The organism is Micromonospora sp. MH33 (genome assembly GCF_003013775.1).
GTDB lineage: Bacteria > Actinomycetota > Actinomycetes > Mycobacteriales > Micromonosporaceae > Micromonospora > Micromonospora fulviviridis.
In genome coordinates this window covers 1-17,220 of the sequence record NZ_MUYZ01000002.1, presented here as the reverse complement: position 1 = coordinate 17,220, position 17,220 = coordinate 1, and the positions used below count along the sequence as shown (strand labels likewise).

16 protein-coding genes are annotated in these 17,220 nt (G+C 73.2%); 10 read left to right on the top strand and 6 right to left on the bottom strand.

Features of this window, described 5'->3' with window-relative positions; genetic code table 11:
* Positions 1-75: 75 nt before the first annotated feature.
* Both B0E53_RS00570 and B0E53_RS00565 read right to left on the bottom strand, forming a co-directional pair.
* Positions 76-738 (bottom strand): response regulator transcription factor, encoded by a 663-nt coding sequence (locus tag B0E53_RS00570; RefSeq protein ID WP_107074107.1) that lies wholly within the window; start codon positions 736-738, stop codon positions 76-78.
* A gap of 1 nt (position 739) precedes the next feature.
* On the bottom strand, positions 740-1,924 hold the full coding sequence (locus B0E53_RS00565; RefSeq protein WP_246835135.1) for a sensor histidine kinase: 1,185 nt from the start codon (positions 1,922-1,924) through the stop codon (positions 740-742).
* 143 nt (positions 1,925-2,067) lie between these two features.
* Here B0E53_RS00565 and B0E53_RS00560 point away from each other — a divergent pair, with 143 nt between their 5' ends.
* The 3 genes from B0E53_RS00560 to B0E53_RS00550 are packed head-to-tail and all read left to right on the top strand — an operon-like array spanning position 2,068 to position 5,270.
* The gene (locus tag B0E53_RS00560; RefSeq protein ID WP_107074105.1) at positions 2,068-3,057 is read left to right on the top strand and encodes a carboxymuconolactone decarboxylase family protein; all 990 of its coding nucleotides are present in this window, start codon (positions 2,068-2,070) and stop codon (positions 3,055-3,057) included.
* A gap of 9 nt (positions 3,058-3,066) precedes the next feature.
* Complete coding sequence (locus tag B0E53_RS00555; RefSeq protein WP_107074104.1) at positions 3,067-3,519, top strand: DUF6220 domain-containing protein; 453 nt, start codon at positions 3,067-3,069, stop codon at positions 3,517-3,519.
* Complete coding sequence (locus B0E53_RS00550) at positions 3,516-5,270, top strand: multicopper oxidase family protein (protein ID WP_107074103.1); 1,755 nt, start codon at positions 3,516-3,518, stop codon at positions 5,268-5,270. The genes B0E53_RS00555 and B0E53_RS00550 overlap by 4 nt, the downstream gene beginning before the upstream one ends.
* A gap of 6 nt (positions 5,271-5,276) precedes the next feature.
* Here the strand turns inward: B0E53_RS00550 and B0E53_RS00545 are convergent, their stop codons facing one another.
* Positions 5,277-5,459 carry a hypothetical protein gene (locus B0E53_RS00545; protein ID WP_146167529.1) on the bottom strand — a complete coding sequence of 61 codons (183 nt, stop codon included), beginning with the start codon at positions 5,457-5,459 and terminating at the stop codon, positions 5,277-5,279.
* 191 nt (positions 5,460-5,650) lie between these two features.
* On the opposite strand from B0E53_RS00545, the gene B0E53_RS00540 reads away from it, so the two are divergent.
* Together B0E53_RS00540 and katG are read left to right on the top strand one after the other, a co-directional pair.
* On the top strand, positions 5,651-6,079 hold the full coding sequence (locus tag B0E53_RS00540; protein WP_107074101.1) for a Fur family transcriptional regulator: 429 nt from the start codon (positions 5,651-5,653) through the stop codon (positions 6,077-6,079).
* A 23-nt stretch (positions 6,080-6,102) separates the two neighbouring features.
* Positions 6,103-8,379 carry a catalase/peroxidase HPI gene (katG, locus tag B0E53_RS00535; RefSeq protein WP_107074100.1) on the top strand — a complete coding sequence of 759 codons (2,277 nt, stop codon included), beginning with the start codon at positions 6,103-6,105 and terminating at the stop codon, positions 8,377-8,379.
* Positions 8,380-8,445: 66 nt separating this feature from the next.
* On the opposite strand, the gene B0E53_RS00530 is transcribed toward katG, so the two are convergent.
* Positions 8,446-9,729 (bottom strand): MFS transporter, encoded by a 1,284-nt coding sequence (locus B0E53_RS00530; RefSeq protein WP_107074099.1) that lies wholly within the window; start codon positions 9,727-9,729, stop codon positions 8,446-8,448.
* Between the two features lie 256 nt (positions 9,730-9,985).
* On the opposite strand from B0E53_RS00530, the gene B0E53_RS00525 reads away from it, so the two are divergent.
* Entirely contained in the window at positions 9,986-11,356 is a 1,371-nt protein-coding gene (locus B0E53_RS00525; RefSeq protein ID WP_246835134.1) for a serine/threonine-protein kinase, read from the top strand.
* 83 nt (positions 11,357-11,439) lie between these two features.
* Here B0E53_RS00525 and B0E53_RS00520 read toward each other — a convergent pair whose 3' ends face one another.
* Together B0E53_RS00520 and B0E53_RS38365 are read right to left on the bottom strand one after the other, a co-directional pair.
* On the bottom strand, positions 11,440-12,162 hold the full coding sequence (locus B0E53_RS00520) for a VOC family protein (protein WP_107074097.1): 723 nt from the start codon (positions 12,160-12,162) through the stop codon (positions 11,440-11,442).
* 216 nt (positions 12,163-12,378) lie between these two features.
* Complete coding sequence (locus B0E53_RS38365) at positions 12,379-12,684, bottom strand: hypothetical protein (RefSeq protein WP_146167528.1); 306 nt, start codon at positions 12,682-12,684, stop codon at positions 12,379-12,381.
* Between the two features lie 157 nt (positions 12,685-12,841).
* On the opposite strand from B0E53_RS38365, the gene B0E53_RS00510 reads away from it, so the two are divergent.
* From B0E53_RS00510 to B0E53_RS00495, 4 genes are all read left to right on the top strand, one after another.
* Positions 12,842-13,609, top strand: coding sequence for a class I SAM-dependent methyltransferase (locus B0E53_RS00510; RefSeq protein WP_107074186.1), 768 nt, complete (start codon positions 12,842-12,844; stop codon positions 13,607-13,609).
* A gap of 64 nt (positions 13,610-13,673) precedes the next feature.
* Positions 13,674-15,701 (top strand): BTAD domain-containing putative transcriptional regulator, encoded by a 2,028-nt coding sequence (locus B0E53_RS00505; RefSeq protein ID WP_210405839.1) that lies wholly within the window; start codon positions 13,674-13,676, stop codon positions 15,699-15,701.
* A gap of 230 nt (positions 15,702-15,931) precedes the next feature.
* A complete protein-coding gene (locus tag B0E53_RS00500; protein ID WP_107074094.1) occupies positions 15,932-16,411 on the top strand; it encodes a sigma-70 family RNA polymerase sigma factor in 480 nt (159 codons plus the stop codon).
* 135 nt (positions 16,412-16,546) lie between these two features.
* Positions 16,547-17,220, top strand: a 674-nt coding sequence (locus tag B0E53_RS00495; protein ID WP_210405838.1) for a BTAD domain-containing putative transcriptional regulator, incomplete at its 3' end; no start/stop codon positions are given.

Genomic DNA, 17,220 nt, shown 5'->3' with positions numbered 1-17,220 from the left:
CTGTGCAACCTACCGCGACCGCTGGTGCCCACGGTGCCGCCGGCGACGGCGTACCGGCATCCCGCCGGCCGGCTGTCACCGGCGACGCGGCGTTATCAACCCCGCCTCGTACGCCCACACGACCAGTTGGGCGCGGTCGCGGCAGTGCAGCTTCGTCATCGCCCGGTTGACGTGTGTCTTGGCGGTCAACGGACTGATCACCATGCGTCCGGCGATCTCGTCGTTGCTCAGTCCCCGGGCGACGAGCTCGACGATCTCCTGCTCGCGGGAGGTCAGCACGTCGCGTCCGGCCGCCGGGTCGGACGGTGGGGGACCGGCGACGAACTCGCTGATGAGCGTACGCGTGACCGCGGGGGCGAGCAGCGCGTCGCCGCGGGCCACGACGGCGATGGCCTGCAGCAGGTCGGCGGGGTCGGCGTCCTTGAGGAGGAACCCGCTGGCGCCCGCGCGGAGCGCGGCGAAGACGTAGGAGTCGAGCCCGTAGTTGGTGAGGATGAGGACGCGGACCGCCGCGAGGTCGGGCTCGGCGGCGAGGCGCCGGGTGGCTTCGATGCCGTCGAGTCCCGGCATCTGCACGTCCATCAGCACGACGTCCGGCCGCAGGTGCCGCGACAGCTGGACGGCCGAAGCGCCGTCGGCGGCCTCCCCGACGACCTCCAGACCGTCCTCCGCGTCGAGCAGTGCCCGGAATCCGGCCCGCATGAGCGCCTGGTCGTCGGCGAGCAGGACCCGGATCATCTCAGCCCCGATCCGTGGCGGGCTGGGCGGACGGGACCTCGCGCGAGCGCCCGGTCGTGCCGGCTCCGCCCAGCGGGAAGGTGGCCCGTACCACGAACCCGCCGCCGTCGCGGGCGACCGCCTGGAGCGTGCCGTCCAGTCCGGTGACCCGTTCCCGCATGCCGCGCAGGCCCACACCCGGTGTCACCGGCCGGGCCGGCGACGCCTGTCCGTCGTCGGTCACCGACACGGTCAGCTGCGCCGGGGCGTACTCGACGTGGATCTGGGCGGTGGCGGGGCCGGCGTGGCGGGCCACGTTGGTCAGGGCCTCCTGGACGACGCGATACCCGGCCTGGTCGACCTCGGCGGGCAGGTCCCGGGGCTGACCGGTGACGGTCACCTGCACCGGCACGCCGGCCGCCCGGGTCCGCTGGGCGAGTTCGCCCACCCGGGCCAGCCCGACGGGGTCCTCGTCGGAGGGTGCGCGCAGGACGTCCAGCGTCGCCCGCAGTTCCCGCATCGCGGCGCTGCTGGCCTCCTGGATCGCGAGCAGCGTGGCCGACGGTTCCTCGCCGTGCTTGCGGGCCAGGTGCACGGCGATCCCGGTCTGCACCTTGATCACGGAGATGTTGTGGGTCAGCGAGTCGTGCAGGTCGCGGGCGATACGCAGGCGCTCCTCGCCGGCACGGCGCAACGCCATCTCCTCGCGGGTGCGTTCCGCCTCGATCGCCCGCTGCTCGACCTGTTCCAGGTACGCCCGGTGCTGCCGCGCGACGAGCCCGGCGACGTTGGCCGCCACGAACCAGCCCAGCAGCAGGGCGGTCCGCTCGGCGATCTGCTGGCCGGGCCGGCCGGCGGGCGCGACCGAGATGTCGCGGGTCAGGAAGCCGCCGAGGAAGACCAGGCTGGTCAGCATGGCGGCGGACCGGTGCCCCCGCCAGGCGGCGAGGTAGACCACGCCGAGGACCGGGAACGCGGCCGACACCCCGGGGTGTACGCGGACGTGGACGGCCAGCATGGTGGCGGTCACCACGCCCAGCGCCACCACCGGGTACCGCCGGCAGACCGCCAGGGCCGCCGCCATGACCAGGACCAGGGCGACGTCGACCACCCGCACCGTGGCGGCGTCCGGCGCGAGCGCGGCGTCGCCCAGCAGGAGGACGCCGAGGGCGAGGCCGCTGAGGGCGTACGGCAGATCACGGCGCATGGCCGAACTGTAGAACGGCTGTCGTCGGTGGAGCATCCCGCGCCCGTGGTAGCTGGGCGTACCGCGGACGCGGTATCGGCGGCCGGGCAAGTGCCTGCGGCGGCACGACGCTTTCCCGGCCCGCCGAGGCGAGCATCGAGCCCATGACATACCGCTTCTTCACCCCCGCGAGAGCGGCGGGCGCGACCGGTCTCACCGCGGAGGTCTACCGGCAGCTGCGGGACGAGTTCCTCGGGCCGGTGCCCACCTTCCAGGCGCTCTCGGCCGTGCCGGAGCTGCTGGCCGCGACCTGGGCGCTGATGCGTGAGGCCCTGCTCGCCGGGGACGCGTCCCGGGTCGACCGCGAGCTCGTCGCGTCGGCGGTGTCCCGGGCCAACCGCTGCCGGTTCTGCGTCGACGCCCACGTGATGCTGCTGCACGCGCTCGGCGAGCACGCGCTGGCCGAGGTCATCGCCCGGGGCGGGACGCCACCGGAGCCGAGGCACGCCGAGCTCGTCCGCTGGGCCGAGGCCAGCCGCAGCCCCGCGTCCGCCGCCTGGACCGGCCGGTACCGCCCCGAGGTCACCGGCACCCTGCTCGCCTTCCACTTCATCAACCGGGTCGTGTCGGCGTTGCTCGACCCGGATCTGCTGCCCGGCGGCCTGCAACGGTCCCCGGTGGTGCGGTCGGTCGGGGGCCGGCTCTACGCCAGGACGGCCCGGGAGCCGAAGGAGCCCGGCCGCAGCCTCCCGCTGCTCGACGCCGGCACGACGGCGCCCCCGGCCTGGGCGGGGGACCGGCCGGTGGGCGTCGCGTACGCGACGTTGCGGACCGCCGCCCTGCGCGGCGGGGACCTCCTGGGGGACGTGGCCCGCCGCACCGTCGCGGCGACCGTGCGCTGGGAGGACGGACAGTTCCCGGCCCGGCCCGCGGAGTGGGCCGTCGATCTCGTCCGGGACGTGCCCGGCGCGGACCGCGTCGGGACCCGGATCGCGCTGCTGGCGGCGTTCGCGCCCAGCGGGATCAGCGCGGGCGACGTCGCCCTCTGGCGGCTTTCGCATCCGGGCGACGCCGACCTCGTGCGGCTGGTCGCGTACGGCGCGATCACGGCCACCGACCATGTCGCCCGGGCACTGTCCTCAGCTCACCTCTAGGAGGTCACCATGCGCAAGGTCTTCGTCGTCGTCAGCGCCCTGTCGCTCGCCTCGTTCGCCCTGCAGTTCGTCTTCGCCGCCGTGGGCGCGTTCACGAAACCCGCGGGCGACGGCGCCTACGCCCTGCACAGCCTCAACGGGATGGCGATCATCCCCGTCCTCACCCTGCTCACCGTCCTGTTCGCCGTGCTGGCGAAGGCGCCGGGCCGGCTCGTCGGGCTGGCCGTCCTGCCGCTCGGTCTCGTCGTCGTGCAGGCGCTCCTGGCCGCGCTCGCCAACGGGTCCACCGACGCGGCGGGCACCAGCACCCCGTTCGGCCTGACCATCGCCGGGCTGCACGCGGTCAACGGAATCGTCGCGGTGCACGTCGTGGTCAACGTCCTGAGGGGAGCGCGACAGCTGGCTCGCCCGGAACAGGCGGAAACCACCCCGGTGACCGTCCGGGAAGCGGAGCCGGCATGAGCACCGGCTCGCTGCTCGCGGCCGACCTGGTCATCGCGGTCCTCGCGGCCGCCGGATGGCTGGGCGGCGGCGCCGCGTCGGCCGCCCGACGCCGTCCGCTCGCACTGGGGCTGGCCGCCCTCGCGCTGCTCGCCACGCTCGCCCGCGCGATCACGATCACCGCGCTCGCCCGCGCCGGCTGGTGGTTCGCGGCGGAGAAGGTGCTCATCGCCGCGCCGCTCTCGCTCGCGGCGGTGGTCGTCGCCGGGCCGCGGCTGCTGCGGGCCCCGGGCGACATCCGGTCCGTCGCGGTCCCGCTTCTCTTCGCCGGGTACGCCGACAGCAGCGCCCTGCTCGTGACGGTCCTGCACGGCTACCCGGCGTCGGCCGACGCGGGCCTGCTCGCGGTCGCCGGGGTCGTCGGGGCGACCGCGGTGTCGTGGCGGCTGCTCGGCGCGCCTCCGTCCCGGACCGTCTCCCGGGCTGCCCTCACCGTGGCGGTCGCGGCACTGCTGGCCGGAACCGGGCTGGCCGCCGCCCCGGGGGCCGCTCCCGGCGTACCACATGATCACGGACCTGGGGATGCGCGGACCGTCGGCGAACCGACCAGGCGGGTGACCCTGACGGCCGCGACGGCGACGGTGAGGGCGAGCGGCCGGGACGTCGCGGCGTGGGCGTTCAACGGGCAGGTTCCCGGGCCGGAGCTGACCGCCACGGTCGGCGACGTCCTGGAGGTGAGGCTCCGCAACCGGGACATCGCGCGTGGTGTCACGCTGCACTGGCACGGGTACGACGTGCCGAACAGTCAGGACGGGGTGCCCGGCGTGACGCAGGCGGCGGTGCTGCCCGGACAGGAGTTCGTCTACCGGTTCCGCGCCGATCAGGCCGGCACGTACTGGTACCACACGCATGCGGTGTCCGACGTCGGCGTGCGGATGGGGCTCTACGGTGTCCTGGTGGTGCGCCCGGCCCCGGTGGCCGGCATCGACGTCACGGTGCCGGTGCACACCCTCGCCGGCATTCCGCTGCCGGCAACGAGCACGGAGCCGGTCGCGGCGGGGACGCCCGTGCGGCTGCGCCTGATCAACACCGACAGCACGACACACCGGTACGCCCTGGCCGGGACCCCGTTCCGGGTCGCCGCGATCGACGGATCCGACCTGCACGGCCCGACATCGCTCGCGGACACCGCCGTGCTGATCCCGGCCGGCGGACGCTACGACCTGGTGTTCACCGCGCCCGCCACGCCGGTGGCGCTGTTCGTCGACGGACGGGCGGTCTACTCGACCGGACCGGTGTCGAAGGCGACCGGCGGGTGGCCGGTGCTGGATCCGCTCACCTACGGTGCCGGTTCTCCGGTGCCGTGGTCCCGGTTCGACCGGAAGTTCACCCTCGTGCTCGACCGCGGCCTCGACCTGCACGGACTGCTGCCGCGATACGCCCACACCGTCAACGGCGCGGCCGATCCGGACATCCCGCCGCAGGTCGTACGCCTCGGCGACATCGTGAAGTTCACGATCGTGAACCGGTCTCAGGCCGTGCACCCGTGGCATCTGCACGGCCATCACGTCCTGGTGCTGTCGCGCAACGGAGAACCGGCGACCGGAAGTCCACTCTGGTTGGACTCCTTCGACGTACGCCCCGGTGACGTCTGGGAGGTGGCGTTCCAGGCCGACAACCCGGGGATGTGGGCCAACCACTGCCACAACCTGAAGCACGCCGACGCCGGGATGACGCTGCACCTGATGTACCTGGGGCAGCCGAACCGCTGACCGGTCTCAGTCGAGGCGCGGGCTGACCAGCGCGCCGGCCAGCTCCTGTTCGGCGTACTGGCGGGTGTCCCGGTCGGCGACCATGACCAGGTAGGCGTCCTGCCCGGTCGGGACCCGGGGAACCGGGAACCAGAACCGGCAGGTGCCGTCGGTGAGCGCCCGCGCGTCGGTCAGCCTTCCGGCGGCCATCCCGCCTGTGGTCATGATGAGTACCGGGGCCCCGTCCACGACGTCGGCATGGGCTCCGGTGCCGGCACAGCCGCCGAAGATCGTTTATCTCCGCAATCCCGTTCGGCGCATCGGGCCGCAGCCGTCCGCCCCGGGATCGGCAATCTCGGGAAAACTTGATTCATTCCAGAAGAGTGGGCTATGTTCGGGGCATGACGTCCGACTTCGAGGCCCAGCTGCGGGCGGTCTCGTTGCGCGTGACCCGGCCCCGGTTGGCGGTGCTCACCGCGCTGCACGACCACCCCCACATCGACACCGACACCGTGATCGCGCTGGTACGGGCGGATCATCCCACGGTGTCCCACCAAGCGGTGTACGACGTGCTTCGTGCGCTCACCGACGCCGGTCTGGTGCGCCGCATCCAGCCTGCCCGGGCGACCGCCCGCTACGAGTCGCGGGTGGGGGACAACCACCATCACGTCGTGTGCCGCTCCTGCGGCGCGATCGCCGACGTCGACTGCGCCGTCGGCCATGCTCCCTGTCTCACCGCCTCGGACGACCACGGGTTCGTGGTCGACGAGGCGGAGGTCGTCTACTGGGGCACCTGCCCCGACTGCGCGACCGACCGCACGTCCCAGTGATCCACCAGTTCGGAAGGAAGTAGATGAGCGACATCCAGGACAACGCTCCCTCCAGCGCGCAGGGCGTGGACAAGAAGGAGGCGGCCGGCTGCCCGGTCGCGCACGACTCCGTGACCGCGCACGGCAGCGAGAGCGAGAACCCGGCGATCGACTCGCCGACCCCGAAGACCGGGGGGCGTCCGCGCACCAACCGGGACTGGTGGCCCAACCAGCTCGACCTGTCGGTGCTGCACGCGCACTCGCCCAAGGGCAACCCGCTGGGGGCGGACTTCAGCTACGCCAAGGAGTTCGCCAAGCTCGACGTCGAGGCCCTCAAGCAGGACATCATCAACGTCCTCACCACCTCGCAGGACTGGTGGCCGGCCGACTTCGGCCACTACGGCGGCCTGATGATCCGGATGAGCTGGCACGCCGCGGGCACCTACCGCATCGAGGACGGCCGCGGCGGCGCCGGCGACGGTGGTCAGCGGTTCGCCCCGCTCAACAGCTGGCCGGACAACGCCAACCTGGACAAGGCCCGCCGGCTGCTGTGGCCGGTCAAGCAGAAGTACGGCCAGAAGATCTCGTGGGCCGACCTGCTCGTGCTCGCCGGCAACGTCGCCCTGGAGTCGATGGGCTTCAAGACCTTCGGCTTCGGCTTCGGCCGGGAGGACGTCTGGGAGCCCGAGGAGATCTTCTGGGGCCCGGAGGACACCTGGCTCGGCGACGAGCGCTACGCCTCCGAGAAGGAGATGACGCCCGGCGTCGGCGCGACCGAGATGGGCCTCATCTACGTCAACCCGGAGGGCCCGCGCGGCAACGCGGACCCCGCCGCCGCGGCGCACTTCATCCGCGAGACCTTCCGCCGGATGGCGATGAACGACGAGGAGACCGTCGCCCTCATCGCCGGTGGCCACACCTTCGGCAAGACCCACGGCGCCGGCGTCGCCGACGACCACGTGGGCCCCGAGCCGGAGGCCGCCCCGCTGGAGGCGCAGGGCCTGGGCTGGCTGAGCACCTACGGCAGCGGCAAGGGCGCCGACGCGATCACCAGCGGTCTCGAGGTGACGTGGACCGACCGGCCGACGCAGTGGAGCAACCGCTTCTTCGAGATCCTCTTCGGCAACGAGTGGGAGCTCACCACGAGCCCGGGCGGCGCCAAGCAGTGGGTCGCCAAGGACGCCGAGGCGATCATTCCGGACGCCCACGACCCGTCGAAGAAGCACAAGCCGACGATGCTCACGACCGACCTGGCGCTGCGCGTCGACCCGGCGTACGAGAAGATCTCCCGCCGTTTCCTGGAGAACCCCGACGAGTTCGCGCTGGCGTTCGCCAAGGCCTGGTACAAGCTGCTGCACCGCGACATGGGTCCGGTCAGCCGCTTCCTCGGGCCGTGGGTCCCGGAGCCCCAGCTGTGGCAGGACCCGGTTCCGGCCGTCGACCACGAGCTCGTGGGTGACGCCGACGTGGCCGCCCTCAAGGCGAAGGTCCTGGAGTCCGGCCTCACGACCGCTCAGCTGGTCTCCACCGCCTGGGCCTCCGCGGCGAGCTACCGGTCCACCGACAAGCGCGGCGGCGCCAACGGCGCGCGCATCCGGCTGGAGCCGCAGCGCAGCTGGGAGGTCAACCAGCCCGAGCAGCTCGCGACCGTCCTGCAGACCCTCGAGGGCATCCAGCGGGAGTTCAACGCCGCCGGCGGCGCGCAGATCTCGCTCGCGGACCTGATCGTGCTGGCCGGCTCGGCCGCCGTCGAGAAGGCGGCGCGCGACGCCGGCGTCGAGGTGACCGTGCCGTTCCGCCCGGGCCGCACCGACGCCAGCCAGGAGCAGACCGACGTCGAGTCCTTCGCGGTCCTCGAGCCGCGCGCCGACGGGTTCCGCAACTACCTGCGTGCCGGCGAGAAGACCCAGCCGGAGGTGCTGCTCGTCGACCGTGCCTACATGCTCAACCTGAGCGCCCCGGAGATGACCGTCCTCGTCGGCGGTCTGCGCTCCCTCGGGGCCAACGTCGGCGGCGCGCGGCACGGCGTCCTCACCGACCGGCCCGGCGTGCTCACCAACGACTTCTTCGCCAACCTGCTCTCCCCGGGCACCCGGTGGAAGGCGTCGGAGTCCGAGGAGCACGTCTACGAGATCCGCGACCTGGCCACCGACGAGGTGAAGTGGACCGCCACCGCGGTCGACCTCATCTTCGGCTCCAACTCCCAGCTGCGCGCCCTCGCCGAGGTCTACGCCAGCGAGGACGCCCGCGACAAGTTCGTGGCCGACTTCGTCGCAGCCTGGACCAAGGTCATGGAACTCGACCGGTTCGACCTCGCCTGACCGGCACCAACCGACGAGCCCGGTCGATCCACCAGCGATCGACCGGGCTCGCCCCTCGGTGCCCCGTCACCCGGCTTCCGGCGAACCGCCTGCCGCCGGTTGTCGGACACCGGCTGCTGCCAGCTCACGGTCGGGTACGGGTGCGGAATCCAGGCGGCGGGGCAGCAGCAGCGGGCTGGCGAGGATCAGCAGGCCCGCGACCGCGATGGCCGTGCGCGGGCTGGTGACGCCGGCGAGCAGTCCACCGAGCGCGCTCAGGACGGCGATGGCGGCGCTGCTGCTGATCGACCAGGCCGACAGGGTGCGGGCGATGCGGTCCCCGGGGGTGTGCTCCAGTCGGTAGGTGGCGAGCACCGGGTTGTACAGGCTCATGCTGATGATGATCGCGAGCTCGACGGCGATCACCGTCGCGAGGCCGGCGACACCGGGCTGCACGAAGGCGAGGCCGATCAGCCAGACCGCGCGCAGCGTGCCGACCGTACGGAGGATCCGGTGTTGGCCGTACCGCGCCACGACACGGCGGGCGAGGCGTGAGCCGATGAGCCCGCCGAGGCAGGGGGCGGCGAAGGCGAGGCCGTACTGCCAGGGCGGGAATCCGAGCTGGCGGAGCAGGAGCACGGCCAGCAGCGGCTCGGTGGCCATGATCAGTCCGCTGACGAGAAGCTGGTTGAGGTAGAGCGCCCGCAGGCCGGGATGGGCCAGGAGATGCCGCCAGCCGTCGAGCAACTCGCCGGCCCGGACCCGACTCCTGTCGGTTCGCCGCGGGGGTTCCTCCGAGCCGCGGATCGCCGTGACGCCCAGCGCGGACAACAGGTAGCTGAGCGCGTCGGCCACCACGGTGGTGACGGGCCCGAACAGGCCGATGGCCGCGCCGCCCAGCGGCGGACCGACGGCGATGGAACTCCACGTCGTCGACTCGAACCGCGCGTTGGCCACGAGCAGGTCGTCCGGCCGGACGAGCGCCTTGAGGTAGGCGCCGCTGGCCGCACCGAAGGCGATCTTGGCGGCGGCGACCACGGCCGACACGACAAGTAACTGGACGAAACTGAGCCGGCCGAAGGCGTAGGCGACCGGGATCGTCATCATGACCGCGAACCGGGCCAGGTCCATCCCGATCATCACCGGCCGCTTGCGGCGGAACTCCACCCACGGCCCGAGCGGCAACGCGATCAGCGCGCCCACCGCCGGCCCCACCGCGGACAGCGCGGACACCTGAGCGGGGCTGGCATCCAGCACCAGCACGGCGATCAGCGGCAACGCGCCGAACCCGAGCGCCGAGCCGTAGGCGCTGACCGCGTAGGACGCCCACAGCCATCCGAACGAGCGGCCCAGGGACCGTCTGGCCGCCATGCTCCGCACCTCCCCGCTTCGCCTCACGTGCCGTCGACCGCTGTGATCAAAGCAAGACCCGGGAGGGCGGATCAAACTCCGGGACCCGGCGATTCCAGAAGGCCTCGCGGCCGCACCCGACGCTCGACCGCACCGGCGTCGGTTCAGCCGACCGGCTGCGCGTGCGCCGCCGCGACCTCGCCGGTGCGGCGCGCTTCTCTTACTTCAGCCGACCGCCGCTGAGCCCGCCGTCGGTCCCGCGAGTGAGGACGCCTGCTTGAAAGAGCAGCACCTGGGGTACGGAAACCGGATGCCAGACGTGGGGGATCTCATCGGCGACCGTTATCGCCTGGTCGATCGGATCGCGGCCGGCGGCATGGGTGAGGTGTGGCGCGCTGTCGACCAGACGCTGAAGCGGACCGTGGCCGTCAAGGTGCTGCACAGCCGGGTCATGACAGACGCGAGTGCCGGTGAGCGTTTCCGGCGAGAGGCGCGGGCGATGGCGGCGCTGCGGCATCCCGGTGTCGCGGAGGTCTACGACTACGGCGAAACCACCCTGCCCGGCGCATCCGGTCTCGCCTTCATCGTGATGGCGTACGTGCAGGGCCAGTCGCTGTCGGAGCGGATCGCGGAGGCCGGTCGCCTCAGCGCCACCGAGACACTGTCGATCGTCGCGCAGACCGCCCGCGCCCTGCAGGCCGCTCACGATGTCAACGTGGTGCACCGTGACGTCAAACCGGGCAACCTCATCATCGAGCCGGACGGGCACGTCGTCCTCGTCGACTTCGGCATCGCGCTGTCTCCGGACGCGACAGAACTGACGGCGGCGAACCAGGTTGTCGGCACGGCCCTCTACATGGCGCCGGAGCAGCTGACCAGAAGCGGCGTCATCGGTCCCGCCGTGGACATCTACGCGCTCGGGTGCGTGGCGTATCACTGCCTCGCCGGCCGTCCTCCGTTCGCCGGTGACAACCCCGTCGCCGTGGCGCTGCGCCGCCTCGAGGAGGAGCCGCCCCCGCTGCCCGATGACGTCCCGGCAGCCGTCCGCGACCTGGTCGCCTCCGCCATGGCCAAGAACGCCGATCATCGGATTCCGACCGCCGCGGCCATGGCCGCCACCGCGGACGCGATCGCCGACTCAGCCGATGGGCGGACGGCTACTGCGCTCGCGGCTCCGGCCGTACCGCGAGCCGCCAGCCCCACGACGCGCCAGCTACCGCTGGTCGCTGGACCCCCCGCGCGGGCGGCCGGCCGACGGCGGGCGGTCGCCGGCATCGTCCTGGCGCTTGCGGCCGCTGCGGCAGCCGCCGTGGCGCTGGCTGATCCCGCCGGGTGGTCGCCCGGCCCGTCCGGGGTGCCACCGCCGTCCGTGGTCCGGTCAGATCCGAATTCCGGCGGCGGTGACTCTCCGCGCACGCCGACAAGAGCGCGGAACGCACCCGCCGACCCGGACCTGACCACGCCCGCGTCCCGATCGTCCGAACCTGGGCCCGCCGGCTCCCTGCGGTCACGCGACAACGGGCCTGCCGCGACATCCGCTACGCCGTCGCGAGCCCGTTCCAGCGGACCGTCCGTGGAACCGACGGGAGAGCCGACCGGTGAGCCTCGTTCGCAATCCGCCTCGCCGTCGCCCCAAACAACCAATTGATGATCCGCCGCCCTGCCTCACGGCGCACGGCTGGACCCGCACCGCCGGTGAGGCTCAAGCTTCTGGTTATCGGTCGGGCTGCCCTACCGGGACGGCAACACACAGAACTCGTTGCCGTCGGGGTCGGCCATCACCACCCAGCTGGCGTCGCCCTGGCCGATGTCGATCCGAGTCGCCCCGAGGGAGAGCAGACGGTCGACCTCCGCCTGCTGGTCGCCGTCGACAGGTGGAACGAGGTCGAGGTGCAGTCGTTGCTTGCCCGTCCTCGGCATCAGCGGGGGGCCACCCCAGGTGATCTTCGGACCGCCGAGCGGTGAGCGGATCGCGGTCTCCTGGTCCTGGTCCCAGACCAGCGGCCACCCCAGCGCCTCGCTCCAGAAGTAGCCGACCTCCTGCGTGCCGTCGCAGGACAGCGCTCCGATGAATCCGCAGCCGGCGAGGAAGTTGTTGCCGGGCCCGATGACGCAGAACTCGTTGCCGTCGGGGTCGGCGAGCACCACATGGTCCTCGTCCGGGCGTTGGCCGATGTCGATGTGCCGCGCGCCCAGTTCCAGCGCCCTGGCGACCGTCTGCCGCTGGTCTTCCAGCGAGGTGCTCGTCAGGTCGAAGTGCGACCGGTTCTGGCCGACCTTCTCACTCCGGGTCGGAAGGAAGCGGATCCGGAACCCGACGTCGTCATCGGGCAGGAGCGCGACACCGTCGTACGGATCATCGGCCACCTCCCGGCCCAGGACCCCGGACCAGAACCGCGCGAGCCGCAGAGGTTGGCTCGCATCGAAGCTGACCGCGAACAGTTGACAAGTCATCCCCGTGCTCATCTCCGATCCCGCTGACGCCTTACCTGCCCGTCGAGCGGGAGCCTAAGGGCGAGGCGGCGTCGCCCGCACCCGAGTTTCGACGGCAGCCGGAACACCCGGCGGCGCACGCGACACCAGATATCCGCTCATCAGCTGAGGCGGCGCCGCCGGGCCCGCGACGCGGTCCGGAGGGTGCTCCGCGCCCGGATCACGCGCCAGCGCCGCCTACTTCACCGATTCACCCTGAGCGGGCCAGCCGGCGGCGACCGCCTGCTGGATCAGTCCCGCGACCAACCGCGGCGTGACCGGCTCCAGGGCGAAGACCTCGGCCACCCGGTCCGAAGACGCGGTGATGATCGGTCCATAGTTGAGCCACGGGTCGTCGAAGGCCACCAGGGCCTCCAATCGTGTGCCCCGCCCGGGTGCGACGTGCCAGACCCTGACGACGACGTGACCGGGGTCGACGTGACGGACCGTCCATCGGTAGTCGGCGCCGTCGACGCGAATCCTCCGCTTGCGGGTCCGGGCCACGGGGCGAGGGTAGGCGGCCGCGCCGTCACGGCGGTAGCGGGATTCGCGACGGGCCGCCGCAGCCGACCGCTGCCGTGAGGCAGCGCCCGTGATCGGGTGGATGGGTGGCGCCGAAAGGCCGCGCGTCGACGGCCCGGATCGTGCCAGCATGCTCGACATGTCGGATCGCGCACTGAGCTTCGGGGTGGTGGCGGAAGCGTACGAACGGTTCCGGCCGGGGTGTCCCGCGGCGCTCTTCGACACGGTGATGACGTACGCGGGTCGGCCCGTCCGGACCGCCCTGGAGATCGGCGCCGGGACGGGCAAGGCGACCCGGCTGCTCGCTCAGCGGGGGGTCGCGGTCACCGCGACGGAGCCCGACGTGGCCATGCTCGCCGAGCTGCGCAGGCACGTGCCGGCAGACGTCAGGACCGTGCGGGCCGCGTTCGAGGACCTGCGACCGGGCGAGAGCTACGGGCTGGTCTACGCGGCAGCCGCGTTGCACTGGACGAACCCGGAGGGCCGGTGGTCCCGCGTGGCCGCGCTGGTGGAGCCGGGCGGGGTGTTCGCCTCGTTCGGTGGGCCGGTCCAGCTGGCCGACCCGGCGGTGGAGGAGGCTGTACGCGCGGCCCGGGCACCGTTCCTGGCGAGCGACGAGGTTCCGTCTCCGGACGGGACGCCGCCGGGAGATGACATGCAGTGGCCGGGCACGGAGCTTCAACGGTCGCAGTGGTTCGCCGATGTCCAGCAGTCCGTGATCGAGCGGCGCCTGACGATGACAGCCCGCGACTACGTGGGTCTCCTCTCCACCATCTCGGCCTACCTCGTCCTGCCGGCCGCGGAGCGGGAGCAGGTGTACAGCCGGATCATGCGGGTCCTGCCCGAGACGGTCGAGATCGCCGCCGACATCACCGTTCATCTCGCGCGTCGGCGTAGCGAGCCGTAGTGCCACGACGAAGCCGGGCGCCCGACCGCAGGTCGTGGCGGGTCGGCCGGTTACCGTTGCCGCTGTGCGGGCGGCGGCGGGCGAGACGATCGGCTTCTCGGTGCTCGGCTCCGTCAGGGTCGTCCGCGCTGGCGCCGAGCTGCACCTGGGCGCTCGCCAGCAACGCCTGGTGCTCGCCTTGCTGCTGGCCCGGGCCGGTTCCCCGGTCTCCCTGACCGAGTTGATCGACCTGCTCTGGGACGAGGAGGCACCGGCCAGCGCCGCGAACGTCGTGCACCGGCACGTCGGGGTGCTCCGGCGGCTGCTGGAGCCCGGCCTGCCCACCCGGTCGGCGGGCCGGCACATCCTCCGGGACCTCGCAGGCTATCGGCTGCGCGCCGACGAGGAGTCCCTTGACCTGCTGAAGTTCCGGTCGCTGAGCCGGCTGGCGGGCCGGCGTCTGCAGGACGGCGACCCGGAGGCGGCGCTGCGGCATTCCCTCGACGGGCTGCGGCTGTGGCGCGGCCGGTGCGCCGCGGGCCTGGAACCGGCCTCCCGCCGGCATCCCACGTTCCTCGCCGTGGAGGCCGAACGTGTCCAGGCCGTGCGCGAGGCCGCCGACGCCGCCGAGCGCTGCGGCCGGCTGGGCGCGGTGCTGGCGCCGTTGCGGCAGGCCGCCGAGCAGCACCCGCTCGACGAGTCGCTGCAGAGCCGGTTGCTGCTGGCGCTCGCCGCCGACGGCCGTCAGGCGGAAGCCGTCGAGATGTACCGGATGGTGCGCCGCCGGCTCGCCGACGACCTCGGCATCGACCCGGGCGGGGAGCTGCGGGAGGCGTACGACCGGCTGCTGCACCAGCGCATCCAGCCGGTGCGTACCGGGTCGCCGCCGTCACTTCCCCGGCCCGCGCAGCTGCCACCGGACCTGCCCTTCTTCAGCGGGCGGGACGACCTCATCGCCGAGGCCCGCGCGGCGGTCGCGCGCCCGGGCGGACCGGCGGTGCTCGCGATCGATGGCATGCCCGGGATCGGCAAGACCGCGCTCGCGGTCCACCTCGCCCACGGGTTCGCCGCCGGCTACCCGGACGGGCAGCTCTATGCCGACCTGCGCGGATACGACGGGCGGGAGCCGGCGATGAGCCCGGCGGAGGCGCTACGCGGATTCCTCGGCTCGCTCGGGGTGCCCCAGGAGGGCATTCCGGCCGAGCTGCACGCCCAGGTGGGCATGTACCGCAGCAGCCTTGCCGGCCGGCGCATGCTGATCGTGCTCGACAACTGCCGGGACGCCGAGCAGATCCGGCACCTGCTGCCGGGCAGCCCGGGCTGTCTGGTGATCGTCACCAGCCGCAGCCGGCTCAGCGTCCTGCTGACCACGGCCGGCGCCCACCCGTTGCCGGTCGGGCTGCCGAGCGTCGAGGAGGCCCGCGCTGCGCTCCTGCGGCCGCTCGGCGCCGGCCGCCTCGCGGCGGACCCGGCCGCGATCGACGCCATCATCGCCAGCTGCGGGCGGCTTCCGCTCGCGCTGGCCGTGGTGGCCGCCCGCGCGGCAACCCTGCCGGTGACGCCACCGGCGCAGATCGCCGCGGAGCTGGCCCGAGCGCCCGGGAGTCTGGACGGCTTCGACGGCGACGACCCGCAGACCGGCCTGCGTGCCGTCTTCTCCTGGTCCTACCAGGCGCTCTCCGCCCCGGCCGCCCGGCTCTTCCGGCTGCTGCCGGTCCATCCCGGCCCCGACATCTCGACCGCCGCGGCAGCGGGCGTGGCCGGCGTCCCGCTGCGGAGCGCGCGGGCACTGCTCGGCGAGCTGAGCCGCGCGCACCTGGTCAGCGAGGACCTGCCGGGCCGCTACCGCACCCACGACCTGCGATGGCGCTGTCGCGCGCAGCGCGGTACAGGTTGGGTGTCGCCGAGGCGTGGGAGGTGCTCGGCCGGGTGCATGCCGCCCGCCGGGAGCTGGGACAGGCGGTCGGCTGCTGGCGCGAGGCGGCCGTCGCCTACCAGGAGGCCTCTGCCGCGGCGCCGGCCGCGGAGGTGCTGGCGCTGGTCGGCGACGCCCTCGCCGCCGGCGGAGACCAGGACGCCGCGGCGCGCGCCTGGCAGGAGGCGCTGGCCCTGATCCCGTACGCGCAGAGCCGGACCGGCCGGCGGCTGGCCGGCCTCCTCGCGGTGGTCACGCCGCGTCCGTGACCGATCGCGGTCGGCGACGGCACTCGATCCGCACTCACGGATCAGTGCATTCGCATCGGCCGTCCCTAGGCTCGGGCCTCATTCACCGTTGCTCCTGCCTGTGGGGGAAACATCGTGCTACGGGCACCCCTCGAATCACCGGCCGGCCCGGCCGAGCGCATGACCGCGCTGCATGCGGACCACGCCCGCGCGGTGCTGCGTCTCCTGCTCGTGCTGACCCGCGGCCAGCGGCAGACCGCCGAGGACCTGCTCCAGGAGACGATGCTCCGGGCCTGGCGGCATCTCGACTCGGTGCCGGCAGAGCCCGATGCCGCCCGACGGTGGCTCCTCACCGTCGCCCGGCGGCTCGTCATCGACGGTGTCCGGCTGCGCCGAGGTCGCCCGGCCGAGGTCCATCTCGTCGACATGACCTGGATTCCCGCCGGTGACGACACCACCGGCACCGCGCTCGCCTCGTACGCCATCCGCCACGCGCTCGGCCGGCTGAGCCCGGCGCAGCGCAGTCTGCTCTCCGAGGTGTACCTGGTGGGGCGGTCACCGGAGGAGGTCGCGGGCCGGCTGGGAGTGCCGATCGGCACGGTCAAGTCCCGGACCCACTACGCGCTGCGCGCCCTGCGCACCGGTCTCGACGCGTCCTGAGCGGGGATGACTCCGCGGGCCGGCGAGCCGGCCGGTGGGTCGGAGGTCACATTGCCGCGACGCGCCTGTCCCGCGGCGCCGGCCCTGCACTGCTATGACGACCGTGGCACCCAGCCGTACCCGGCTCGCACCAGAATGACCGGCCCGCTCTTCTTCGCCGTGCTCGGCCCGGTCCGGGCCTGGCGCGGCCAGTCCGACATTGACCTGGGCACCCGGCAGCAGCGGCTCATCCTGGCGTTGCTGCTCGCCCGGGCCGGCGGGGCGGTCAGCGTCGCCGAACTCGTCGACCTGCTCTGGGCGGCCGACCCCCCGCCCAGCGCGGTCAACGTGGTGCACCGGCACATCGGGATGCTCCGGCGGCGCTTCGAGCCGGGCCTGCCGACGCGGGCGGCGGGCTCGGTGCTGATCCGCGACGGCGCCGAATACCGGCTGCGGATCGACGGGGAGTCCCTCGACCTGCTGCGTTTCCGGCGCCTGGTGGCCCAGGCCGGTGGCAGCTCCGGCGAGCCGGCCGTGGAGCTCTACCGGGAGGCGCTGGCGCTGTGGCGCGACCGGTGCGCCTCGGACCTGCGGGCCGGCGGTCGGGCTCATCCGGAGTTCGTCGCTGTCGACGGCGAGCGGTTGGCGGCCGTCCGGGCGGCGACCGACGCCGCCCTGCGGGCCGGGCGCGTCCACGCGGTGCTGCCCGCGATCCGGCTCGCCGCCGAACACGAGCCGCTGGACGAGGCACTGCGGGCGCGGCTGCTGCTCGCGCTCGCCGCCGACGGCCGGCAAGCCGAGGCCCTGGCGGCGTACGCCGACATCGAGCG